This is a genomic window from Streptomyces sp. NPDC002851, assembly GCF_053591935.1.
In genome coordinates this window covers 327,355-351,703 of the sequence record NZ_JBSFUT010000003.1, presented here as the reverse complement: position 1 = coordinate 351,703, position 24,349 = coordinate 327,355, and the positions used below count along the sequence as shown (strand labels likewise).

17 protein-coding genes and 1 pseudogene are annotated in these 24,349 nt (G+C 65.5%); 6 read left to right on the top strand and 12 right to left on the bottom strand.

Translation table 11 applies throughout. The annotated features are described in order from the left end of the window. Positions 1 to 131: 131 nt before the first annotated feature. The 4 genes from ACWD10_RS05295 to ACWD10_RS05280 form a co-directional block, all read right to left on the bottom strand. Complete coding sequence (locus ACWD10_RS05295) at positions 132 to 890, bottom strand: hypothetical protein (protein ID WP_451087170.1); 759 nt, start codon at positions 888 to 890, stop codon at positions 132 to 134. Between the two features lie 328 nt (positions 891 to 1,218). Beyond that, entirely contained in the window at positions 1,219 to 4,677 is a 3,459-nt protein-coding gene (locus ACWD10_RS05290) for a DUF499 domain-containing protein (protein ID WP_451087168.1), read from the bottom strand. 33 nt (positions 4,678 to 4,710) lie between these two features. After that, positions 4,711 to 7,449: a DUF1156 domain-containing protein gene (locus ACWD10_RS05285; RefSeq protein WP_451087166.1), complete on the bottom strand. Its 2,739-nt coding sequence runs from the start codon at positions 7,447 to 7,449 to the stop codon at positions 4,711 to 4,713. Beyond that, positions 7,446 to 10,910, bottom strand: coding sequence for a helicase-related protein (locus tag ACWD10_RS05280; RefSeq protein ID WP_451087164.1), 3,465 nt, complete (start codon positions 10,908 to 10,910; stop codon positions 7,446 to 7,448). The genes ACWD10_RS05285 and ACWD10_RS05280 overlap by 4 nt, the downstream gene beginning before the upstream one ends. Before the next feature lie 486 nt (positions 10,911 to 11,396). Between ACWD10_RS05280 and ACWD10_RS05275 the strand changes: the two genes are divergently transcribed. From ACWD10_RS05275 to ACWD10_RS05265, 3 genes are all read left to right on the top strand, one after another. Continuing rightward, a complete protein-coding gene (locus ACWD10_RS05275) occupies positions 11,397 to 12,713 on the top strand; it encodes a putative T7SS-secreted protein (RefSeq protein ID WP_451087162.1) in 1,317 nt (438 codons plus the stop codon). A gap of 98 nt (positions 12,714 to 12,811) precedes the next feature. Then, positions 12,812 to 13,444, top strand: a complete 633-nt coding sequence (locus ACWD10_RS05270; RefSeq protein WP_451087160.1) for a hypothetical protein — start codon at positions 12,812 to 12,814, stop codon at positions 13,442 to 13,444. Further along, positions 13,441 to 14,349, top strand: coding sequence for a hypothetical protein (locus ACWD10_RS05265; protein WP_451087158.1), 909 nt, complete (start codon positions 13,441 to 13,443; stop codon positions 14,347 to 14,349). The genes ACWD10_RS05270 and ACWD10_RS05265 overlap by 4 nt, the downstream gene beginning before the upstream one ends. On the opposite strand, the gene ACWD10_RS05260 is transcribed toward ACWD10_RS05265, so the two are convergent. Genes ACWD10_RS05260 through ACWD10_RS05250 form a run of 3 tightly spaced genes read right to left on the bottom strand, consistent with a single transcriptional unit; the run spans position 14,231 to position 15,571 of the window. Continuing rightward, entirely contained in the window at positions 14,231 to 14,962 is a 732-nt protein-coding gene (locus ACWD10_RS05260; protein ID WP_451087231.1) for an SUMF1/EgtB/PvdO family nonheme iron enzyme, read from the bottom strand. The genes ACWD10_RS05265 and ACWD10_RS05260 overlap by 119 nt on opposite strands. Before the next feature lie 15 nt (positions 14,963 to 14,977). Beyond that, complete coding sequence (locus ACWD10_RS05255; protein WP_451087156.1) at positions 14,978 to 15,346, bottom strand: hypothetical protein; 369 nt, start codon at positions 15,344 to 15,346, stop codon at positions 14,978 to 14,980. Positions 15,347 to 15,364: 18 nt separating this feature from the next. Then, the gene (locus tag ACWD10_RS05250) at positions 15,365 to 15,571 is read right to left on the bottom strand and encodes a hypothetical protein (protein WP_451087154.1); all 207 of its coding nucleotides are present in this window, start codon (positions 15,569 to 15,571) and stop codon (positions 15,365 to 15,367) included. 164 nt (positions 15,572 to 15,735) lie between these two features. Between ACWD10_RS05250 and ACWD10_RS05245 the strand changes: the two are divergent. Further along, a pseudogene (locus tag ACWD10_RS05245) lies at positions 15,736 to 15,930 on the top strand (DUF6624 domain-containing protein); the annotation flags it as partial. Here the strand turns inward: ACWD10_RS05245 and ACWD10_RS05240 are convergent. Continuing rightward, a complete protein-coding gene (locus tag ACWD10_RS05240) occupies positions 15,923 to 16,195 on the bottom strand; it encodes a transposase family protein (RefSeq protein ID WP_451087152.1) in 273 nt (90 codons plus the stop codon). The pseudogene ACWD10_RS05245 and the gene ACWD10_RS05240 sit on opposite strands and share 8 nt — an antisense overlap. Positions 16,196 to 16,719: 524 nt before the next feature. Between ACWD10_RS05240 and ACWD10_RS05235 the strand changes: the two genes are divergently transcribed. Both ACWD10_RS05235 and ACWD10_RS05230 read left to right on the top strand, forming a co-directional pair. After that, entirely contained in the window at positions 16,720 to 18,366 is a 1,647-nt protein-coding gene (locus ACWD10_RS05235; protein ID WP_451087150.1) for a polymorphic toxin-type HINT domain-containing protein, read from the top strand. Continuing rightward, complete coding sequence (locus ACWD10_RS05230) at positions 18,356 to 18,709, top strand: hypothetical protein (protein WP_451087148.1); 354 nt, start codon at positions 18,356 to 18,358, stop codon at positions 18,707 to 18,709. The genes ACWD10_RS05235 and ACWD10_RS05230 overlap by 11 nt, the downstream gene beginning before the upstream one ends. Positions 18,710 to 19,212: 503 nt before the next feature. Here ACWD10_RS05230 and ACWD10_RS05225 read toward each other — a convergent pair. From ACWD10_RS05225 to ACWD10_RS05210, 4 genes are all read right to left on the bottom strand, one after another. Then, positions 19,213 to 20,832, bottom strand: a complete 1,620-nt coding sequence (locus ACWD10_RS05225) for a CocE/NonD family hydrolase (protein WP_451087146.1) — start codon at positions 20,830 to 20,832, stop codon at positions 19,213 to 19,215. 463 nt (positions 20,833 to 21,295) lie between these two features. Beyond that, positions 21,296 to 22,762 (bottom strand): SulP family inorganic anion transporter, encoded by a 1,467-nt coding sequence (locus ACWD10_RS05220; RefSeq protein WP_451087229.1) that lies wholly within the window; start codon positions 22,760 to 22,762, stop codon positions 21,296 to 21,298. A gap of 35 nt (positions 22,763 to 22,797) precedes the next feature. Continuing rightward, positions 22,798 to 23,400 carry a carbonic anhydrase gene (locus ACWD10_RS05215; RefSeq protein ID WP_451087144.1) on the bottom strand — a complete coding sequence of 201 codons (603 nt, stop codon included), beginning with the start codon at positions 23,398 to 23,400 and terminating at the stop codon, positions 22,798 to 22,800. 270 nt (positions 23,401 to 23,670) lie between these two features. Further along, positions 23,671 to 24,231: a PepSY domain-containing protein gene (locus ACWD10_RS05210; RefSeq protein WP_451087142.1), complete on the bottom strand. Its 561-nt coding sequence runs from the start codon at positions 24,229 to 24,231 to the stop codon at positions 23,671 to 23,673. Between the last annotated feature and the right edge of the window lie 118 nt (positions 24,232 to 24,349).

Sequence of the window (24,349 nt, the reverse complement as noted above, 5' to 3'; positions counted from 1 at the left end):
ACTATCAGCCAGTCGGAACCTGGCAGGCTGCGCCACTTGTTGAGTAGCCGCTGTGGTCTGCTCCCCGTGCCAGGCATCCCAAGTCCCCCTGCGCGACCAGTAGAAACGACTTCCCCACGTCGCGCCCAAGACTAGACGTCGGCACCGACAGCGGCCCTCAGGATGCGTTCGTGCTCGAGAGCGACACGGGCCAACTCGGTCAATGCCACGTGGAGGTCGATGGAGTGGCCGTCGGTCGACTCCAACGGCACTCGGCACTTCGCCGTGATGCGTTCCGCTACGAAGTCGATCTTCTCGTCCGTTGCCTGCTGGTTCCAGTCTTCGATGTGCGCCTGCGCCCTAGCGACGTCCACGGCGTCGGTGTTGTCGAGCCAATCACTGATGTCGGCCGCGAAGGCGGACGTCGAATCAAGGAGCTGTCGGTGCCCGCGCGAACGGCGCCTCAAGGAGTACCAGCGTGGCTTCTTAGGAACCTCCAGCGTCAGCGTGATCGTCATGTCCGGATACTCCTCGTGCATCCGGCTGATTGCGGATCCAAGATCCGAGCTGCTGCGCAGCGCCGAAGGGCTGTCGTGTGGCTCGGGCTGGACACGGATGGTCAGCTTCTCTACGGCGCTCGCGTGAGCCAGCTTGTCGCGAGACCTGGCATCGACAACCGGGCGGAGCTCAATCTCTTCGCTGATGAGGTGCATACCGTTGAACCACCGCTTGATGGCTTGCACGCGCGGCGCCGAAATGCCGCCTCCCATTGTGGCGATCACATTCCCGAAGGCCAGGAAGTACACGGTGGTGACGTCAACGAGCCCCTTGTTCGCGGCGAGCTGCAGGTAGCTGAATGAGCCGTCATCGAAGTTGATCTGCTGAGGGACGTCCTTGCGGACCTTGGCCAAGAGCAAGTGGGGAGCAGGCTGAAGTGGATCTACAGCACCGATCAGCGTCTCGCCGCCCGACTCGACGGTTCGCCGTGCGAGTGGCATGCCCCGTAGCTGGCGGAGGTGCGTCCCCCAATCCCGGTGGTCCATCCGTGAGTTCGCCGCCCCGGCATCAGCGATCTCGTAGAAATGAACAGTCCTGTCCCGATTCCGGGCAACCACACGTCCCCCCGTGATGACGACTTCGCGAGAGCAAAGATAGTGAGTCGGATGCAGGGCTTGGGTCAATCTTTTGGCGGGGCCTGCTCCGGTTTGAATGGGGTGGCAGGCCCCGCGGCTGCTGAAGCTACTCGGCCCAGAACTCAGGCTTGAGCTTCAGGGTGTTGGCGTTCTCGGTGAGGATGCGCACCTTGTCCTCGGGGAACCCCTCGGGACACTTGGCCTGTATTTCGATGCTGACCTCCACCTCGGTGCCGATGAGGTCGAGGTGCTGCAGGATCTCGAGGACGTACTTGCTGGCGTTCTTGCTGTATTGCTCAGGGGTGAGCTGCGCATTGGCGTAGAAGCGGGTCGGCACCTTGGGGATGACCGGTTGTTCGGAACCGGGTGCCCCACTACCGCTGTCCCGATCGACAGGTGAGTTCACGGTTGGGGCTGCGGCGTCACGGGAGGCCGGCACGGCTGCCGCTGCGCGCTTTTGGGCCGCCATCTCCTCGTCACGCTGACGTTGGCTCGCTGCGCGGTCCAGCCGTACGAGAAGCGTGTCATCGGTGATCTGCCCGAACTTGGCATTGCCTCCGGGCAGGGCCAAGCCGAGATAGCGACCGCTGGTCTCGTCGTAGCCAGAGGCAAGGGCGAAGCCCTCCGTCTCCCAGGTCACCATGGACAGAACGTCTTCGATGCCCTGATCCAGCACCAGGCGGTTCACCAGGCGGTTCATGTAGGGGAAAGCGGTGTGCAGTTCCCAGAGGCGACCAACAGTGATATGGCCATCCTGGTTCCAGATTCGGGAAAGCGCTCCCGTCAGCTTCTGATAGAGAAGGGCAGGGGCTTGTTGCAGGTAGAGCATCCCCTCGCGCTTGAGACGTTCAGCTGTCCGGACAGCCGCATCATCAGCGCGGCCCGCGTCCACCTTCAGGTGTTCCCAGACAATAGGGGCGCCGGCGTCCTGCTCGGGGATGAGTGCCCATCGGTAGGCGTCACCGATGCGCAACTCGACTTTTTCGTTCGCCTGGTCACGACGAGTTTGTGCCTGGCGGCGCTGGCTCTCGGTGAGATCGAGCTCCAGCTGCCTGTCCAGCACCTTCTTCCAGCCGAGATACTCGCGCGCCGCCTCCATGACGTCGCCCATGTCCTTCTTGTCAGGCGCGAGAAACACCAGCATGTTCTGCTGTGTGCGTCCTTTCGTGCCGTGTGACGCCAGTGCGTCGATGGCGAACTGCAGCGCAGCAGTGTCGGGGATGTCCTTGCCGCCGCGGTGCACATGCTTCGGATGGAGGAGGACGAGCCGAGCCTGCTCGGTGTCCGGGATGTCCTTCGTGTGCTGCGGCGCGATGTGCACCGCGCCGAAATCTCCGCGCTTGTACTGGATCGGGCTCAAGCGACGGACGATTTCCGCCCACACGTCATCGTCCCGGCCGATGAGGCGGTCGGCTTCGTCCTTGGCAGTGCGGGTGATGTTGGCGTGAGTGTCGAGCCAGTAGCGGTCCGCATCGCTGTACAGGTACGTAGACCTGTCCGCCAGCGTGTTCAGAGCAGTTCGGAAGTTCCCCAACACGTCACCGGGAACAGCCATGCCGAGCCGAATGTACGGCTCGGACAGGCCCTTCTTGTTGGCGTTGATGGTGGGTGCCGAGCCCATGAAGATCGTGCGGGCAATGCGGCGGGTCATCGCCCGCTGCCCCAGCACCGTCTTCTCGGTGTCCACAGACACCGGGGTCGAATCCGGGCCGTCGACGTCAGCATCGATGATCGGCTTCCAGCGGTCCTCCAGGTAGTGGGTGAGCTCGCTGGTGACACGCTGGTCGTCGAGCGGAACATCGCCCGGCATGATCATCGGGCTCTGGTTCTGGTCCCGCCACAGAGCGTGGATCACCGCGCTCATCAACCGCAGCACACCGCGAGTGCGCTGGAACCGATCAAGAGTGGACCAGTCCTCATAGAGCCGACTGAAGAGTTCCGGATGGATGGGGTACGTCGACTTGATCCGCCGCTCGTAGTCGGTCGTATCCGAACCGGCCGGGAAGTCGAGCTTGTGGGTGGCGTAGAACTGGCTGAAGAGGCGAGCGACCTTGTTGATTTCCGCCTGGGTGGCGCCAGTTGGGGTCTCGAAGAGGCGGCGGCGCACAATCTCGAAGGACTCATCGGAACTCGCTGGCCGCCAGGCGTCAGCCTTGCGGTGGATGACGCTCTGGAGCCTGTCGAGGGCTATCTGCCCCGCCTCACCGCCGATCTCGTCAGCATCTGCGCCGTCGTTCTTTCCGTCTTCCGAGGCAGGGATAGACATCACGAGCTGCGCACCGGACACGGCCTCGACCGCTTCGGTGAGGGACTGAGCGAAGGAGAAATGCGTCTCGAAGGTCCCGGCCGGAAGGTCCTCGTTGCCGACGAGTTGCCGGGCGTAGACCACCCACTCATCGATCAGGATCAGGCAGGGCGCGTAAGCCGCGAGAAGGTCCTGCAGCAGCTCCGAACCGGGACTGGTGCGGCTCTGGTCGGCCGCGGCAATGATGTCGTACGCCTGCCGACCACCTAGCTGCCAGGCCAGCTCGCCCCACAGGGTATTGATCTTGGTGCCGTCTTCCGGCCTTACGGATGGCTGGCCAGGAGCCAGGGCGGTGCCCACGAGGACGGCGCGGCGCACCGTCTCTTTGGGCAGCCCCGACGGTGAGGCGGCGATGAGCTCCTGCATCTCTTGCGGGAGCCGCTGCGGCTTCAACCCCGGGGAGTACAGGTGGTAGAGAGCCAGCATGGAGTGGGTTTTGCCGCCGCCGAAATTGGTCTGCAGGTTCACCGTCGGCGAGGCGTTGTTGTCGCCGGATATGCGCCGTAGTGACTTGTTGAGCAGATCGCGCAGGCCCTCGGTGAGGTAGGTGCGGTGGAAGAACTGCTCGGGCTCGGTGTACTCCGGGGCGCCTTCGCCGTTGGCCACCTGCGCAAGGTTGGCTGCGAACTCCGAGGCGTTGAAGTCTCCGCGAGCGACGTCCTGATGCGGGACAAGTACGTCCCGCCAAGGCTTGAGGCCGTCCGCGGCGATGCTCGGCATGGCGGCCGCCTGCCGGGTCCGTCGTTTGGTCTCCGCCTCGATCATGAACCGCTGCAGGTCGATGCGGGACTTGCGGACCTGCTCGACCAGTTCGGCGCCTGCTCCCACTGCGACCAGCAGTCGCTCGGCGGTGTCCAGCGCTCGTACGGTGTCGTCCGAGGTAAAGGGTGCATTGTGCGCCCAGCGGTTTCGTACGTCGTTGATCTCGCTGGCATATCCGCGCGTGGCACCCGGGAGCACGTGACGGAAATACGAACCCCAGTAACGCTGCAGCAGGTTCAGAAGGAACTGAGGATCGCTCTTTGACGTGAGGGGGACTCCCTTATCCCGGGCATCAGCTACTGCGTCGTCGAACCACGTGTCCCCTTGGCGCCGCGTCATCTCCCGCTCGATGAGCGGCAGCATCCCCTCGGGCAGCAGCTCGATCATGCGGCCTATTCGGTCGCGGTTGGTCTTCGCCATGTTGTCCGTGGTCCTGTCGGTCGTCGTTTCCGCGGCGCCCGGTGTGCTGCTGCCGTACGCCGTACCGTCGTTCTGCATGCCCGCCCCCTTGCGTGCCGCCTGGCACGACGGTCAGAACAGCTTCTCTTCGTCGATCTTCACACTCTGCCGGTCCGCGACGCGGGCCGCAGTCTGCAGATCCGGCCAAGAACTCACCAGGTTGTTGAACCAGCGCTGGCTCTCCGTCCAGCCTCTCTGCTCACACACGCTGTGCAACAGGTACGCAAGTCCCTTCACAGTGTCTTCGTCGATCTCGGGACGCGTCCGCGCGCGGGCAAGGAACTCTCCGGCCGCATCGATCCCCGAGCCCCTTCCCTTGCCCTCGATCAGACGAGACAGGTGCATGGCCACCTCCCAGATCGTGAGGCGGTCGTCGGTGGTCGGGTCGTAGTCGGACGGGAGACTGGCGGGCTTGAGCAATTCCGACTTGCCAGCAGCAGACTTCACGACACCGGCGTGGACCAGCCCCGGGACGGAGGTGTTGTACCGGTTGGCTAGCTTGTCCGCCTTGCCGAAGTCCGCTGTCTCCCACTGGTGGTCCTTGAACCACTCGATGCACCAACGGGTGTCCGCGTCGTAGTCTTCTTCGTACTCGTCGAGCAGCTCGCCGAGGGCCTTGGTTATGAGGGAGAGAGCGGTACGGACGCGCATGGTTGAGCCGTCGGGCTCGGTGATGCGGGTGTAGCGGGAGAAGATCTCCATGCCGGGGCCGATCGCAGCCTGGCCGAGGTCGACGGCCGGGATCGAGCTCTGCTGAAGTGGCTTGATTCGATCGGGGAGTTCGCGGCGGAGCGTTTGGAGGAATCCGCGACGGTCCAGTGCGCCGGCACCCTCCGGGCGGGGGCGGCAGATCATGGCCACGTACGAGGCGAGCGCGTTTGCCCCTTGGCCGACCTGGCGTGTGCTGTTCGTGGCGTGGAGTGGCCACGTACCAACAACGCTCACACCAGCGGCCAGCATGGCCTCCAACAGGGCGTCCCATGCTGAGGAAGCCAACTCACCGTCCTTCGTTTCCTCTTGGCGATGGGCGTAGATGACGATGAGGGGGAGATCGGGACGGGACGCTTCCTTCAGGGAGGAGAAGACTTCTGTAAAGCCGTCGATGAAGTACTGGCGAGCGGCCTCGGGGCCTGCATGACGGTACGGAGTGGCGATCAACTCCTCCGTCTTCGGAGTCACCATAGTGCCGAACAAGTCCGGATGGAGGGCCCTTGCTGCGCGGCGAAGCCATACGTAGAAGTAGTCGCTCAGATCCGCATAGTTGATTTGAGCGAAGTATGGCGGGTCGGTTGCAATCAGAGCGCTTGCAGGGGGTACTAGCGTGCCAGCCTTGCGGGCGTCGGCTTGAACCGTCAAGCCCACGTTTGCTTCGCGCGGAAGTGCTTTGAGGCCACTCACTGCTGCCGTGACCTGGCTTCTCCAGCCCCCTCCGAAATCATCGAGCGGGTTCACCTCGGCAAAATCCCAAACCATCGGAAGTGCCTGGCGTCCGAAGCCTGGCTGCACGTATGAGCTGCCGTTGCGGGCATCTATCTTCCAGCGCGTTTGCGTTGAGTTCGCTTGGGCGAGCTTGCTGACGCATATCGCCAGAATGGAAGCAATCGCAGTCGCCTGCTCTGAGTCGCCTCCGTCTTGAGCGACCCAGTTGGGCACTTCTGCTACCGCGTCCGCGAAGGCCCCCAGCATATGTAGCTGGCGTGGAGAGTAAAGGTCCATTTGCCGGGTCATCCCGTACGCTTGCACTCGGAACCCTAGAGCCTTCGGCGGAAGGTCTACGTCCGGCGCGTCGTGTGGGGCACTCAGATCACTTACGCGCGACTTGGAAGGCTCCGGGATGAATCGCCGCCCAGACGTGCCGTCCACAGCGATGGCCATCATTTGGAGCCCCATGCGCTCCGCGACGGCCTCCTTTCGGATGTACTTCTCGTCTACCTCGGTTTCGCACGCGGGGCAGGCAAACTTCCCGCCGCGGCCAGATCGCTTTGTTGCTTCCGGAATTTCCGCATCAAGGCCCGTGCCGATTTCAAACTTCAGGCGTCCCTCCTTGACGACCGGATTGAGCCATGCTTCCCGCCCCTCTTGTCGGCCCAGCCATGGTGAGCTGTACAAGGGAATGGAAATGACGCAGGAGGGGTTGGCGCACGGCACGGTCCTCGCCCATAGCCAGGCGACAGCCTTACCGTCCTTCACCGGCTCGTAAAGGTGGCCAACCTCATCCTTGACCTTCTCTTCGACGCGACCGGCGTAGTGCTGAATATCCGCCAGTAGCCCAGTCAATGGGTCAATCGCAGTGCCTTCGAAAGCCCCGTCATCACCGCAGACGGGTGGCTTGCTGAGGACAGCTGGCACGAGCTGGGTTTCCACCCGCGTCACCATCGCCGGAACAGGATTCAGGTCACTGGCCACAACCGGAAAACCAAGGCGCTGAGCCTCGACGAGAGTGGATCCGCCACCGCAGAACGGGTCCAATACTGTGGGCAGTTCGTGTTCCTGCTCTGCCAATACCGCCTTCGCACGCTTCAGGGCTTCATCAGAAGGAGCCGTACCCTTGGCCGGCACCAGCCCTTTGATGATCTCCTCAAGTTCGGACCGCTTTTCCTCGTCTCCCGGGTCGTCCACTGATGCCGCAAACAACAAGGCTCGCCATGCGGGCGTCGGCATCGGTGCAAACCACTTATGAATGTTCTTGATCGTGCCGATCTTGCGGTCCTTGTCCGCCTTGCTGGCCTTACTGATGGCCTCCGTCGGCAGTGTGACCTCGATCAGCTTCCGCCTGCGCGGCGCCGTCCCCTCGTTTATCGCACCGCTCACAGCGGAGCTCCTCCCTTGGTCCAGGCATCCGGCCACGACAGCAGGACCCCCTCGGCTTTCAGGTCGCCGAATTCGGTGTTGGCAAAGGCGTTGGTGAGGTACCGCACTTCGTCATGCTCCGGTCCGTCCGGATGCACGGCTACGAGAGCAAGTCGGTGCTGGTCGCCACGGTTCTTCGCAGCAAGCACTTCGCTGCGGCTGATGTAGAACTGATCCGCACCGGCCCGCCGCCCTTTGACCTCCACATGGATGTAGTGACGGCCATCCGATGTCACCGAGCGGATGTCATACCCCTTGTTGTTGTGCGGCATCTCCTCCGGGAACCGGCCCAGCTCCCGTTCCGCGCGCAACACAGCCGCGATGGCGCGGCGATCAGTTTCGAACCCGTCTGTGGCATGCAGTGGCGCGAGGGCGACAGCATCGTACTCAGCACCAACTGCCTTGCTCAGCCAGCCGATCGGAACCACCAGCGCATACCCCGCAGCAAGCGGTGGCTTCGGCTGCAGGGATGCATCCCTTTCCAGGTCGGCGAGACGCTTGGCCCGCCGCAGCTCGAGTTCCTCTGCCCAGGCCCGCGCCTTCTCCGGGCGGTGACGGACCCGCTTTCCTTCGGCGCGGTCCTGTTCGAGCTTGCCGGCCTGCGCGTACCAGTAGCTGATCTCCTGCTTTAGGCGCTGCTCCACCTGTGTCCGGGTGCGATCGATGACAGGGAGAAGCCGCCCGCGTGTCGAGCTGAGGTGCTCGGGTACTGCTTCCCTGATCGCCCAGTCAAGCGCGCGTGAACTGCCCCCGTCACGGAGCCAGTCCTGAACCAGCAGTGGCTTAATCGCCTTTGCTTCAACTGGAGTTGGCGCTCGATAGTCCAGGTAGGGCGCGGGACCCGCGTTCCGGGCCGTGCCGTCTGGCAGTAGTTCGGTGAAGGCGAAGGCACGATCGACAGCGCGTCGGTGGCCGTCCACGATGTCCTGCTCCAGGGCTACGAGGAGTCGAGGCTGGACGGCGGAGTCACCAGCGTCGACCAGAACGGTGCCCCTGCCGAGCAGGTCGCCGTGTATGCGTACGGTCTCGTTCAGTACGGAGTCGAAGAGTGGGTGGCCCGGGGCAATGAGATCTGCCCTCGGCTTGCCAGCAAGGGTGATGAGCTCCCGATCGAAGCACACCCGCTCGTACTTGCGCTGCACGACTCCACCGAGGCCGTCGCCGAAACGACCAGCCTCTCGAAGGGCCACCGGCACGTGAGTTATTTCGTAACGGCCACCTTCGCGGGGCCTTAGCTGACCTCCGAGGCGACCGAATGCGTCACGGAAGAACGCCTGGACATAGTGCGGATGCAGGCGGCGAACCTGCGCTTCCTCCATACGCAGGCGAACCTTGTGAACGTCTTCGATACCCATGACCTGCGCGTCGAGCGCCAGACCCTTGATGAGTTCGACGGCGCGCTCACCTACCCGGTCATCGATGACCTGGTCAAGCCGGGCCTTGACCGCAGGCTGGTCGCCGTAGCGGATCGCCTCCACCAACAGCTCACGCAGCGGCTCACCCTCGAAGATTTCCCCAAGGACGTTGTAGACCTTGCCCTGGTAGGCACGGGACTGTTGCTCGATCTTGTCGAGGAGCCGCTGGAAGACCAGGCCCTCGCGGGTGTTGTCGGCGACCAGGTTCCACAGATGACAGACCTCTGTCTGGCCGATGCGGTGGATACGGCCGAAGCGCTGCTCGATCCGGTTCGGGTTCCACGGAAGGTCGTAGTTGACCATGAGGTGGGCCCGCTGGAGATTGAGGCCCTCGCCGGCCGCGTCGGTGGCAATGAGGATCTGGACGTCGGGATCCTGATTGAAGGAGTCCCGGATGTCGCGACGGTGCTGTCGCGGCGTGCCGCCGTAGATGGAGACCACGGCCTCGGGGCGGCCGATGAGTGCTCGTATGCGGCGAGACAGGTATTCGAGGGTGTCCCGATGCTCGGTGAAGACGATCAGTTTGCGGGGATGACCCTGGCTGTCGCGCATGTGCTCGTTGTCCTGGAGCAGCGTGGACAGCTCCAGCCACTTTCGGTCCTCACCCAGAGCGCGGATGCGGGTGGCCAGGCGTTCCAGCTCGCGCAGGCTGTCGATTTCCCGCTCTAGTTCACCAATGGTCATGGCCGCGGATGCGGAGTCGACGACCTCTTCTTCAAGGTTCTCCAGTTCCTCGCCGGAGAGGTCGTCCAGCTCGTAGTCCAGCGAGTCCCTGTCTGAGAGCGGGTCCGTCGCAGGCGATGAACCTGGCCGCAGCCCTGCGGCGGCGAGCTCGGCCTGCTCCTTTGCCGCGAGCATCTCATCGCGTCGGGCCTCAAGCCGTTTGCGGCGGCGTTCCAGGGACTTCCCGATGGCCTCTGGGCTCGATGCAAGCCGACGCTGCAGCACAGTAAGCGCGAAGCCGACCTGGTTGCCGCGTCGGCCGTCGAGGCGCTCGGCCCGGTTCATCTCGTCGCGGACGTAGTCCGTAACCCGCTCGTACAACTCCTGCTCGGCAGAGGACAGCTGGTACGGGATGGTGTAGGCGCGACGCTCCGGGAAGAGCTGCTTGCCCTCGAAAGTGAGCAAGTCTTCCTTGATCATGCGGCGCATCAACCCGGATGCGTCGTGCTGGTGGACGCCGTCGCGGTACTTCCCGACGAACCGGTCGCCGTCGAGAAGTGCCATGAACAGTTGGAAGTCCTCCTCCTTGCCCGCATGCGGCGTAGCGGTCATCAGTAAGAGGTGCCTGGTGACCCGGCCGAGGAGACGGCCCAGCTCGTAGCGCTTGGTGGTCTTCAGTTCGGCGCCGAAAAAGCTGGCACTCATACGGTGGGCCTCGTCGACGACCACTAGGTCCCATGCCGAATCGCTGAGACGCTCCTGCAGCTCCTCGGAGCGGGACAGCGCGTCCATGCGCGCGATCAGGCGCGGGTGCTTGTCGAAGACGTTGCCGTCGATGGTGGAGTCGATCAGCTGCCTGCTGAGCAACGTGAAATCAAGCCCGAACTTCTCTAGAAGCTCGTCCTGCCACTGCTCGACGAGACCGCCGGGCACGACGATCAAACAGCGTTCCAAGTCCCCGCGGAGGGCCAGCTCCTTGATATAGAGCCCTGCCATGATCGTCTTTCCGGCGCCGGGGTCGTCGGCGAGGAGAAAGCGGAGCGGCGTGCGGGGAAGGAGTTCGTTGTACACCGCCTGGATCTGATGGGGCAGGGGATCCAGGAAACTGGTGGAGACGGCCAGCATGGCGTCTCCACGCGCTGCCATGCGGATGCGGAGGGCCTCGGCGGCGAGACGGAAGAGCTCTGAATCGGCGTCAAACCCTTGCCGATCGGCAGAGGAAGCCGCGGATGCGAGTCGACTCTCGTGGTCGCGGTAAAGGATCGACTCCTCGAGGGTTCCGTCAGGGCGACGGTAGGTGACTTGCGCGGCAGTGGAACCGAACATCTTCAGCTGGACGATCACGACATCGGTGTCGGGGACGAGGCCGGATATTGCTCGACCTGGTGCGAGGTCTTCAAGGCGGAGAGGGCTCTGTCCAGACATCCAGCGCCCCCTTGCTGCCTCACAAGACCATGATCGATCAGACGATTGAGTTGGCCTCCAATGATGCCTCACTTCGATCCCTGCCGGTCGTGGGACCGCTTCAAGTACCCTACTCTCTCCGCCAGTTGACCTGCTCAGTACGCCCACCGCTGACGCTGTGCAGCGGTGGGCGTACGGTCGCGATCAGCGCAGCCGACGGCGCTGAAGGACGACGGGCGCTGCACACGAGTGCTCGTCCGACCGAGTCACAGCTTCCTCAAGCCCTGCGATCTGGCGCTCGAGCGCCCGTACGTTCTCCGAGAAGGCATCCAAAGCGCTGCTCAAGGTCAAGGAGTCCTTCGAGAAGCTGGACACCGAACTCGCCGAAGGGGGCAAGAAGCAGGGCAAGAAGGGCGGGAAGTGGACATGGCCGAGGCGAAGCTGGAGGACTTCCCCGCCCTGGGCTTCGTGCCCTGTCCCGGCGACTTCACGGTGGCCGACGATGTGGCCAAGACGGTCCGCAAGACGGCCAAGGCGCTGGTCGAGATCTGCCAGGTCCTGCACGGCACCGGTGCCGGCGACTGGAAGGGCAAGGCCGCGGAAGCCTTCCGTGCGGAGTTCGACGACGAGTTCCGTCCGCGCATGGACGAGGCGCGGGACTCGTTCTGCGCCGCTGCCACCGCCCTGGAGGACTGGTCGGAGTACATGGACCGCAAGCAGGCGGCGGCGGTGCGGCTGGAGGAGCAGGCGTACCACGTCAATGAGCAGTTGGCGAAGGCGTACAACAAGGCCGACAAGCTCAAGCAGGCCGACGTGGACAAGAAGGACACCGAGGCCCACGAGGACAAGGTGCAGGATGCCAGCCGGGGGGTGAACACCAAGGAGATCGAGCTGGAGGCTCTCCGCAGCAAGGGCCGTCGTATGGCTGCCAATTACCAGGAGTACGGCAAGGAGATAGCCCGGCGCCTGAAGAACGCCATGGACATCGCCCCGGATGAGCCCAACGCGTTGGAAAAGCTCAGCGGCGCGATCGAGGACCTCGGCGAGGCGATCGGTGAACTGCCGGAGCAAGTGGGGGACTTGCTCTCCGCTGTCGGGGACTGGATCAAGAAGCACGCTGACTGGATCACGGTCCTGGCGTCGGTGATCGGCGTTGTCGCCATCTTCTGCCCCGTACTGGCGCCGCTGGCCATCGGGCTGAGCGCTGTGGCGTTCGTCGCGCACGCCGCGTCGTACGGCATGAGTGGGCTCTTCCCGCCCACCGGCAAGAACATCGGCAACTGGCTCACCCTTGGCGGCGACCTGCTCGGCATGGTGCCCGGCGTCGGTGCCGCGAAGGCCGGAATTACGGCCGGTTTCAAGGCGGGACGGGGAGCCGGTGGTGTTCTTCAGGGAACCAAGGTCGGTATCAAGACCGGCGGTAAGACGGCGAAGGACGCGATGAAGGCCGCCGACCCGGTCGCGAAGGCCATCGACAAGCCCGTGATGGCAGCTGCCAACAAGCTGAGGCTCTCACGCGGTACCGCGTTGACCGCCACGGAGGTCACTCAGGCCGCCGCCCAGACAGCCTGGACGGTGCCGACAGCGGTGAACGCCTATCAGACAAGCACCGGTCGGTACGACACCGCCACCTGGGGCACTGGCGCCGGCAACATCGTCACCGGGAGCGGGGGCGGCAAGGTCGGCAGCATCGTCGCCGTTGGTAGTGCCATCGGCCTGGGTGCCTGGGAGTTGGCGGACTGATGCCCTCTAACGACACACCGGCGACGCACGGGCCGTCTGCCACCACGGTATCTCGCGCTGAGATACCAGACCTGTGGTTCGAACTCCCCCCGGGCTTCATGGAGTTCGACCTCGACGAGGACCCCGAGGCACGCATCCTGCGGATGGCGGACGTGGCAGACTCGCTGTTCGCCACAGCGACACAGGAGCAGAAATTCAGCCTCGTGGTGTCTAGCGAGTACATCCTCCAAGCGATGATCGAGGCGGGCGCCGAGCACGTATCGAGCTGCCTGCTGCGCATGCCGGGGGATCAGCTGTCCCAGGGAACTCTCTGCGTGATCATCGAGCGGCCGGAGTCCGACCTGCAGAGTCAGGACAGGCAGGGGTCGGCGAAGCGCACGGCCACCCAGTGGCGCAGCCTGTATCCCGACGCCGAAGTCGGTTTGGTCATGCTGCCGTACGGCATCTCCGCCCTCTGCATCCGCGAACAGGAGCTCCAGATCCCCGGCGGACTCTTCGGCCTGGACGAGCCGATACCCACCACGGTCCGGCAGGCGCAGTTCTGCGTGCCACTCAAGACCGGCCCCGGTTCGGCCCTCTTTGTTTTCACGACCGAGGACCTCGAGCACTGGGACGATTACCTCGAGGTGCTCGGCGGCATCATGAAGTCAATCTCCGTGGAGGAACCGCAAGACGGGAACGGCTCGGAGGCCGACGGCTCGGCCCTAACAGGAACGGAGAAACCGGCGTGAGCGGCGTTGTGCAGACAGAAGGCGAGGCGCGGAAGCGGCGTACACGTTTCCCCATCCTGCTGGCCTTCGGCATCGGCTGCTACGCACTCGCTGTGATCGCGGGCATGTTCCTGCTGGCGGATAACGTCAAGCTGGTCGTCCAGATCCTCCTCTGGATCGTGCACACTGTGCTGCTCGCAGTGCTGATCCGGAAGCTGGGCGCCAGGGAATCGAGTGCATATGCGGCGATCTTCATCGTGCTCGCATCTGCGGCGTCCGCATACGTAATTGGCATGGCGCGCAACGACCTTACCCTTCAGCAGCGCGGCGAGAGGGTCACAGCCACGGTGGTGAAGGAACGGCTCGACCCCGCTAATGGCCGCAAAGGCCGCCACTCCCATTACACCTTGGAGCGGCTAAACGGCACCCGGGTCCTCGGGCCCGAGATGGAAACAACGTCCGACCTCTACAACGTCGGCCAGAAGCTGACGGTGATCGAGGACCCTGAGAGCGAACTGCCTCCCCAGACACCAGGTCAGGCGGACGCCACCGGCGAACTGCTAGGCGCCGGGGCGCTCGCCTTCGCTGCACTGGGCTCCGTCGGCTGGATGACCTGGCGCGGATCGGACGCGGCCAGAGACCGGGACGCACGCAAGCAAACGAACACGGCGCGAAAGGCGAACAAGACGGTGACCAGTGACCACTCCGCGCAGGCGGAGCAGGAAGAGAAGCTCCGTGAGGCCCTGCGCACGTACCCCACCGACCGCCGTGGCTATATCAAGGTATTCCCCGAGGACTACCCCGGCATCACGCATCAGCGGGCGGCCCGGATCGCTTGGGAGATGGGCCTGCGCGCGGAAGCGTTCGGGAATCGGGGTAAGTGGCGCTTCGCGGAGACCGTGGTCGAGGAAGTCCCGCTGGGCTGAACGCACTCCATGTCCGCCCGCGACCGGTCCCGTCTCGCGCCCGCGCTTGTGCGCGCGAGGCGCGGGCCTCGGCCTGGCGGGCGACCGCAATGGAGAGTTGCTTCTCGCTGCTGCAGACGAACGTCCTCACCAGACATGCCGGAGCCACTCGCGAGGAACTCCGCATCGCGTTCGTGACCAGCACACGATGAGAAGCACGGCGATGGGCCACGTCACGACCTTGAGGTAGTCGAGGAACAACCGTGCAATCTCCCTGGCGACATCGTCGCGCCCCAGCGCCTGCGGTTCCACTCGATGCGGGGCAGACGGCCCAGACGGCCTGCAACGGAAGAATGTCACCTACCAAATAGCAGGTCAGAGCCCATCTGCCGTAATCGCGCGGCCAGTAACACCACTCCTGGCCGTCGGCCGCCTTCTCCCACTGCCGGGACGATGGCAGAGCCTTGCCTGCCCAGCGGGCGTACGCGGCGGCGTCGTGCCAGGTCACCCACACCACCGGATGGGTAGCCAGTTCGGTGAGGCAGCGTCCTTGAGGCCAGTGCTGCGGCGGCCGGTACCCGGTCGCCGCCACGAACCTCGCGTAGTCCTCGTTCGTCGTCGGGTAGACGTCGATGAGGTACGGCTCCAGCTACACCGATCGGTTGTCGGGGCCGGAGAGGGAGATTCCCTCCTCGACGAGGGTCATCACCTTCCCGTCGATGGGATACTGGTGGGTGCGCGGGTCCGCTCGCAGCAGCTTCTCGGCGCGCTCGTCGTGTTCGACGGCGACCCGCTCCGTGAGGAGCGCGGCGAAGCGCTGCTGTACGGCGGGGGCGGCCTGGGCTAGAAGTGTGTCGAGGGCCGCCTGGTTGTCGAGTTCCAACTCGATGGTCTCGCCCCGGCCTTCCCTGCGGGGGATCTGGCGGGGATTCACGCCGACCAGCTCGGCGAACGCCTTGCCGGTCTTGCGCATGGCCTGGCGCAGCAGCCCGGCCTCGCGGCCGGACCAGCTGGCCATCCCCGTCATGGTCTCGCCCTACAGGGCCTCGCCGGGGATCGACAGGTACGTCTCCTGAAGCTGGGTCAAGACCGGGTGCTCCGTGGAGAGTTCGGTCTCGCCGATCGCCGACAGGGGCAGGACCTCGATGCTGGTGTTCGTTGCGAACGCGCAGGTCATGGCCTTGGCCTGATCCAGGGTGACGGTGGCGACGCGGCACTCGGCATGCTGCTGGAGCAGGGCCATAGTGACGCCGGGCAGCGGAAGAACGACGCTGATATCCGTGAGGGGGCGGTGCGGCTCGTGATCGAGTCGGGGCGGCCGATCGGACAGGCAGCGAGGAGATGGACATCCATCAGGCGACGCTCGCCTCAGCGGCATCAAGGCGGGCACCAAGGTGCGCAACATCCGACGAGTACGGCTGGCCGACGGCAGCATTGGTCGGCGAGGAGGCGGCACGCGCGGCGCGGCTGATCGCCCAGCACGCCGACCGGCAGCTCGACGCCCAGCGTCGCGCCCTCCAGCAGATGGAGCAGGCGGTGTCTGCAGGCAAGGCCAGCCCGCGCGAGCTGGCCTTTCTGCGCGATCGCACGCTGGTCAATGAGTGCCATAGACCTGCTCGGCGAACGTCCGCCGACCACAGCCCGGGCCGTCACAGAACAACCGCCGCACCGACAGCCCGATCAGCACCGGTCTGCCACCGACAGCGACATCGGCCAGCGTGCGGCCGTAGCGGCTGTGCATCCGCGCGGAACCGCGACCGCAGTCCGGACGAGCCACCGCCAACTCCCAGGTACGGGCTGCGACTCGGACCACCCCGCCCGCCACCCACGCTCGCTCCACCCGCACCGCGTCCAGGTGCGGAGACATAATCCGTACGAGGTCATCACACTCGCCGGGACTGCCGCTACGCGTGACGGAGCGTCACCGGCGCACGGTGGCACACCCCAGCTTCACGGAAATCTTGCCAGGGCCACTTCAGCTCGTACGCCGACAAAAGTCCACATCCCGCTTCAACATGAATGGGATGTTAGTGTCCCAACTGGTAACAATCGGGGGCTCTCAGGGGGAGCCGAGGTTCGCGACACCGGGGGACGCCGCGGCCTCTTTCGACCAAGGAACCCATGCACCACAGATTCATATCCAGAGTCGCGATCATCGCCACTGCCCTGTGCACCCTGCTCGCATCGGGCGTCGGGAACAGCAGTCGCGCTCAGGCCGCCGAGCAGAAGGCTGAACCCAGCCTGATCGAGATAGCCGGCCGCCTCGCGAAGCACTCGAAGTGCCACGACCTCCAGCTCCTGGCGAAGGCCAAGTGCCTGCGGGAGTTCGCGGGCAAGGCGGTCAAGGTCGGTGCCGGTAGCGCTCTGTTCCTGTACGGAACCCAGAGCGCGATGAAGGACAACGGCGCTCGCTTCACAGAACTCAACAAGGAGCTCAAGGCCCTCGCGGACCTCAAGCTCGACACGTTGGAGGACCCTGCCAAGGCCGGGGACCCCAAGCGGCAGGAGGAGGAACTGACCCATGCGGTCCGGGCCTTCCGGGCCGCCGAGCCTCACCTCAAGAAGCTCAATACCGATCTCGCCGAGGCTCTGCGTCTCTTCGACGGTGAGACCGATTCCCTGCTCGCACTGAGCATCCTGACGATCGCCCTCGGGGACTACTATCCCGAGCCGAGGCACCTCAAGGACGATCCCACTGTCCACCTCATCGACTGGGGCAAAGAACTCGCCGAACTTGGCGCGATCTTCGACGACATAAACGCAGGCTTCGACCAGATGAATCGTGGCCTCGCGCAAATGAACGCAGGCGTCGCCCAGGTCAACAAAGGTCTGGAGCAGGCCAACAGGGGCATCGCCAAAGCCAACCGCGGCATGGCGCAGATGAACGAGGGCATCGCGCAGGCCAACCGCGGCATGGCCGAGGCCAACAAGGCCATTCCCGGCATCAAGAAGGGCGCGGAGAAGCTCGGCGAGGTCCCCGCGTTCGACTTCGACTTCTCCCACATCGGTGACACCTGGGGCTCTGGCTCGACCGGTCTGGACACCGCCGAGCAGGAACGCCGGATGGGCCTGCTCCTCGACCTGATCCCCGGCATCAGCGACGGCAAGGGCATCGTCGAGGCCGTGACCGGAAAGGACATGGCCACAGGAGAGAAACTCAGCGGCACCGACCGGCTGATGGGCTCGGTCACGGTCCTGCACTGGCTCAAGACCGGACGCAAGGTCTTGCGAGCCGAAGACGTCCGCAAGGGCCGCAAGCCTGTCACCTGCGCCACGGGCAACAGCTTCATCCCTGGCACCCCGGTACTGCTGGCCGACGGCTCCCATCGCCCGATCGAACAGGTACGAGTAGGCGACCAGGTCCAGGCCACCGACCCCGAGTCGGGCCGGACCGAATCGGCGCCCGTCACCGCCCTCATCACCGGCAAAGGCGAGAAGAACCTCGTCCAGTTCACCGTGAACACCGACGGCCCGCGCGGCCGGCGCACTGACACTCTCACCGCTACCGACCACCACCCCTTCTGGACCGAACACCCCACCCACTGGACCGACGCCGCAGACCTCAAGCCCGGGATGCGGCTGCGCACCAGCAACGACACCGTCGTCCGCGTCAACGCGGTCAAGGCATGGACGGCCCGGCATCAGACGGTCCACAACCTCTCCGGCGACGACCTCCACACGTACTACGCGTCGGCAGGCCACACGCCCGTACTCGTCCACAACTCCGGCCCGTGCGTGTCGGTATCGTCCGCCATCGACAAGGATCCCTTCCTGACCAAAGCGGCACAGCAGGCCGGCAAGAACGAGAAAGTTCAGCGCGACTTGGACCACATGTTCGAGCAGCTCTCTCGTGGCAACATGAATCCAGGTATTAGCACCAAGGCGCTGGCGGGCACCGACGTCACCTATGCGCGCTCCCGTAACGGTGCCCGGCTGTTTTTCAGGAACGTGAATGGGAAGGTGCAGATCGTCGGTAAGGCGGACAAAGGCAATGAACCCAAGGTGATCGCGAGGTTGAAGCAGCTCTATGGACAATGACCTGTTTGGCCTCAGCGAAGACGAGCTCTTTCACGTTGTCAGAGAGCCCGATTTCACCGCACTCTTCATGCTCGGCAGTGACGATCAAGTGCAGACAGTCGAGGACGTTGATGCCGAGCTGCGGCTCCCTGACGGCACTCGGTGGAGCGCCACGTTCATGACCCTTGGGGCGATCGAACAGACCATGAACCGCTGGCAGGAAACTGGTGAGTACGGCGGCGGGGTCTTTTTCCAATGCTCGGATCTGGTGATCATCCCCAACCCCGGGGTGGCTGCCATGGTCGAGGCGTTTCATGCGATCGTGGAGGAGGGGCCGCAGGGGGTTCTCGGCAAGCTGGACTAGCAGGAATTCCGCCCCTTCCTGTCTGACCTTCCACCAGTTCTGGAAGCTCCACCGGCGTATCATCCGGTGGAGCTTCCCGGTGTCTGAAGAGAAGTGCCGTTGCGTTGTCTGTGGGCGTAGGGTGCTGGCACGGTGTCGAAGGGGTGCCGGTGGCCGAGAGCGTGTCTGAGCTGACGGCTCTGCAGCGAGGTCCGAAGCAGATGCGCGGTAGCGGCGATGGCCCCCTCAGCCTAGGAAGGCCGCCCGCTCGCTCGGGAATGATCTCGTCCAATAGGACGCGATACGGTTCCGGGTCGGCACATTCAGGGTCAACTCGCACCATCTCGAAGCGCGTAACTCCAGCGTACGTAATGCGCAGCGGAGCATCATGCTTGTGAATGTTCGGCGAGAAGACGAGCTCTGGGCGACCCCATCCTCCTCGGGGAGAGCGAACACCCCGAGGCCGTCGTCACCACGACACCCGGCCCCCTGGGCGCCTCCATACGCGCGCTGCAGGCCAACGCTCAGCCGGTCGGCACATCCAGGTAAGACGGCCGCCCCTTGGGCGACGAGACCGTGATACCGCCCCCGTCCTCGTTCTCGTCCCCGTAGAACGCGTCCTTCGTGTCCACGACCAGCATCAGGCGGTGACCGGCCGGCACGTCGTACGCGGCGGCCTGCAGGTCGATGTCAGCAGTTACAGGCTTGCCCGCCCGGCCCCCCAATGACGTGAACGGCGCATGCGTGACGATGTGCGCCTTGCCGTTCGCGTCGACGTCGAAGAGGTGGGCGATGATCGTCGACCGGGCGGTGGTCGCCGTGTAGGTCAGGCGCAGCTTAGGGGTGCCGCGCAGCCGGGTCGTGGACTCCACGGGCGCGCTGGTCCAAACGGCCGCGTTCTTACGGGAGATGGTGGCGGTCCGGTACGTCTTCGGGAGGCCGGCCATCTCCTTGATGCCGGCGACGAAGGGGATGTTGCCCGCGACGTTCGCCGTCGTGTCCGTACCGGACTTGAACGGCATCCGCCAGCCGGTCGAAGGGGAGGCGCGGAGCCCGCCGTCCGCGCTTTTGCCGCCCGGGGCGGACAGATTCAGCCGCTGCGTGCGCTCCGTGAACGCGCCCCAGGTGGGCCGCGTTTCGCGCAGCCACGGCCAGTACTTCCACATCACCTGGCTGTTGACCTGGCCCTCGGTGTCGATGCCGTTGCGCTCGCCCTTGAGGAAGCGGTCGAACCAGCGCTTGGCGTCCTTGGCGACGTGGTTGGGCAGGCCGGCCATGCCGGTCATCTCCGGGGCGGCGTGGTCGCCGATGGACAGGTCGATGCGTTTGGGGCCGGTGAGGCTGTTGAACGTCTTCAGCGACTGGTTGGAGGGGAAGAGCGTCTCGTGCCATGCCTGGCCGTAAAAGACCGGCACCCGGCGCTTGTTGAGCTGCTTGACGTACGTCTGCGGGGAACGCTGCTTCGCCCATTCCTGTGCTTGCGGAATGTTGCGGTTGGCGAGGACGTCCGAGAACATCTGCTGGGTGCGCGCGCTCAGCCGCGCGTTGCCCTTGACCGTCTGAAGGGCTCGTACGGAGGCGAGATGGCGGGTGCGGTTCTCGTAGATCGCCTCGGCCAGGTCGCCCCAGGTGCTCAGCGCAGCGACCGCGTCGACGCGGGAGTCGCGGGCGGCGATGAGTTGGCTGAGACCGGAGCCGTACGACAGACCGGTGAAGCCGACCTTGGTGGTACGGCCCGGGGAGTTGGCGATGAGGTAGTCCAGCGCCTTGGAGCCGTCCCGGACGTCGAGCTCGCCGCCGGCCTCGGCCCCGCCTTCCGAGGAGCCGAAGCCGCGGGCGGAGTACGCGAGAACGTTGTAACCGGACAGCGCGTACCTGGACGCTGTCACCATGTAGGTGCGCCAGCCGATCTGCGACCAGGGGCCCGGCATGATGATGGCGGGGCGGGGCGTGCCGTCCTGGTGGATCCAGGTGGCGCCGTCCAACTTGGTGCCGTTGGCGCCGGGGATCTTCACGTGGTGGAAGGAGGCGAAACCCAGGGCCGATGCCGGGGCCGCTGCCGGGGTCGAGGGGTGGTCCTGCGCGACGGCGGGGGTGGCCGGGGATGCGGTCAGGGATATGGCAAGCGTGGCGGCCGAAGCCACCGCGCATCGCGCAAAACGGGAACGTAACACGTCCGAAAAGCTCTTCTCTTGCGGCCAGTTGGAGGCGCAGACCTACTGACGCGTAGCTTCTGCGTACGATCAAGAATGCGCGCCCCGCGACTCCCCCAAACGGCAAAGCCGAGCCAGATGGATCACAGTCTCCGGGTCACAGCCCCCGACCGCTGGCGCGCCGCCCGCACCGGAACCAACGACTCCCACGCCAGTCAGGACGGGCACAAGACTGTGCTCCTGGGCAAAGCCCCCTGCTCAACGGTTTGTTGGGGCAAGAGGCAAGAGGCAACATGACACGCAACACTCCTGCACTGCCGACAAGACTCCTGCACTGCCGAATGGCCGGATCACCGCACGCGCGCGACGCCGAGGCGGCGACGTCTCCCCTCACACCATGGTGACGGGGGCCGCCGTGGTGTCGGCGGCCCCCGTGTTCCTGCTCGGCGTGACCTCAGGCGGCCTCGGTGACCCGGACCGGTTCGATGCCCTCGGCGCTGTGGCGGGCTGCCCAGTTCTCCAGGGCGGTCCGGCACGCGTGGTCAAGATGACGGAGACCGGCCATGTGTAGTTCGACGGGCCGATTCTGCGGCAGTGCCTCCAGAGCGTCGAGGATCTTCGGCAGTCGCAGGAACGTCGCGTGGCCGGTCAGGTGAGCCTGGATCGGACCGGCGCCCTTGTCGATCACCTCCACGCGCACGTGCGAGGTCTCCCACGCGGTCTTGGCCACGGAGAGGGCCAGGCCGATGAGTACGCCCTCGAACATGCTCACCGCGACGATCGCCACGGCGGTGACGACCAGGATCAGCGCCTCACCGCGGTGTTCACGCCACAGCTTGCCCAACTCCTTTACGGGGATGAGCTTGCAGCCGGAATACACCAGAACACCCGCGAGCGCCGCGACCGGGATGATGCCGAGCGCGGCAGGAAGCAGCGCGGCGAACAGCAGCAGCCACACGCCGTGCAGCACCCGCGAGGCCTTGGTCTTCGCTCCGGCCTGGACATTGGCCGCGCTCCGGACGATGACCGCGGTCATCGGCAGGGCGCCGAGCGCCCCGCACACCGCGTTGCCCGCGCCCTGCGCCATCAGCTCCTTGTCGTAGTCGGTCCGCGGAGCGTCGTGCAGCCGGTCCACTGCGGCCGCGCTGAACAGGCTCTCCGCCGAGGCGATGAGTGTGAACGCCAGAACGGTCCCGAGGGCGCCCGCACTCGCGAGCTGCCCGAAATCGCCCAGGCCCGGCCGCTGGATGGCGCCAAGCAGCCCCTGTACCTCAACCTTGGTCACGGGCAGCGCCAGGAGTGCCGAGGCGGCGGTGGCCAGCGCGACAGCGGCGAGCGGCGCGGGCACGACCTGCACGGCCATGGGCAACTTCTTCCACAGCACGAGTACCGCGATCGTCCCGACGGCAAGGCCGAAGGCGGTGAGCGCGGTGCCGGAACCCATGGTGTCGACGAGCATCATGGGCAGCCCGGCGATCTTCTCCAGGCCGCTGGACGGGGCCTTGGTGTCGGCCATGGCGTACAGCTGGCCGGCGATCAGGACCAGTCCGATCCCGGCGAGCATGCCCTCGACAACCGCGACGGAGATGGCCCGGAACCAACGGCCGAGCCGCAGCGCGCCCATGAGCAGTTGCAGCAGGCCCGCGGCGAGCACCAGCACGCCGAGGGCGGAGAGGCCGTACTCCTGCACGGCCTCGTAGACCAGCACGGTCAGGCCGGCGGCCGGACCGGAGACCTGGAGACTGCTGCCCGGAAGGAGACCGGTGAGCAGGCCGCCGACGATGCCGGTGACCAAGCCGAGCTCGGCCGGTACCCCGGAGGCGACGGCCACGCCCACGCACAGCGGCAGGGCGACGAGGAAGACGACGAGAGAGGCGGCGAAGTCGCGCCGCAGAGCGAAGGAACCGGTCTTCGCGCGCAGGCGGGCCTGGGCCGCCTGCCGCCGGTCGGTCGCGCTCACAGCGGAAGGAAGGCGTCGACGGACGGCTGGTGGGAGAGGACCAGGCCGGTGTCCACGGCGTAGAACCAGCCGTGCAGCCGCAGCTGTCCGGCTTCAAGGCGTTCGGCCACGCACGGGTACTCGCGCAGCCGCTCCAGCTGCTCCCGCACGTTGCGCTGCACGGCCCCCGCGACCGCGGCGCCGCTGCCGTCCTCGCCCAACTCGCTCAGCTCGTCCGGCAGCTGGCTGCCCAGCCACCCGGCGACGGCCGGTACGGCGCTCAGGTCCTCGCCACGAACCCGCGCGCCGACCGCACCGCAGTGCGAGTGCCCGCACACGACGATGTCGGCGACGCCGAGAACCTCGACCGCGTATTCGATGGTGGCGACCTCGCCGGCCGGGTGCGGCCCGTCGTAGCAAGGAACGATGTTGCCCGCCGTACGCAGCTCGAAGAGCTCTCCGGGGCGTGCCCCGGTGATCAGAGAGGGGATGACCCGAGAGTCCGAGCAGGTGATGAACAGGGCGTGCGGTGACTGCCCGTCAGCGAGGCGGCTGAATTCCTCGGGCCGCTGCGTGGCCCGTCGCGGGAACGCGCGGGCGTGGTCGATGAGGTGCTTCATGTCTGTGTGCTCCTGAGCGCCCTATGGGTGCATCGGTGTGACGAAGTGTTATGAAGTTTTACGAAGTGTTGCGAAGTGTTGCGAAGTGTTGCGAAATTCGTGTGAGCCCTGCAGCCGGGCGAGCGGAGGCGAGGAGGCCGAACACACACAGCGGCATGCGGGCATGGCAACTGGGCGGCAGCACGCCGGAGATCACAGGGTCACGGCAGGTTCTTGCTCCGGCGGGCGCACGCCCGGACCGGTCAGGGGCGACCCCGGACCGGAAGCGGGTCATTCGTCGGAGTGGGAGCCGGAGCCCTCGTCGGAGCCGTCGTCGGAGTCGTCGTCGGAGTCGTCCGTTACGACGTGGTCGGCGGTGGCCTTCGCCGAGTTCACGTCTACCTTCAGCTCGTGCTCCCTGCCGTCCTTGCTCTGAACGTCGACCTCCCAGGCGCGGGCCTCGCCGTCATCGTCCAAGTCAACGGATGTGACCGTGCCGGGGACACTGCGCGTGGCGGCCGCGGCGGCCTCCTTCGCATCCGTGCGGGCGGTCGTGACGGCGTCGTCATCGTCATCGACATGGGTGCCCCGCACCGTGCCGCTGCCCGCGTGGACCGTCACGTCGTGCCACTTGCCGTCCTTGCCGAGCACGTCGACGTCCCAGGTGTTGTCGTCGTCCAGCTCGGCCGAGGAGACGGTGCCGGGGACTGCCCCGAGCGACGCGTCGATGGCCTGCGTGACGTTCGTCGCCGACGTGACGTCGTCTTCGCCGATCGCCGCCACGGCGGACGTGGCACCGCCCGCGATCAGGGCTGCCGCGGCGACTGCGGCGATGACGATGTTGCGCTTCACGGGGTCCTCCCAAGTCGGTTTGTTTCGACGGGGATCACCCTGCCGACGTGATCCTGAACGCCGGCTGAAGTCACCTGAAGGCTTCTTCAGGTTCTCTTCGCTTCTCTTCGCTTCTCTT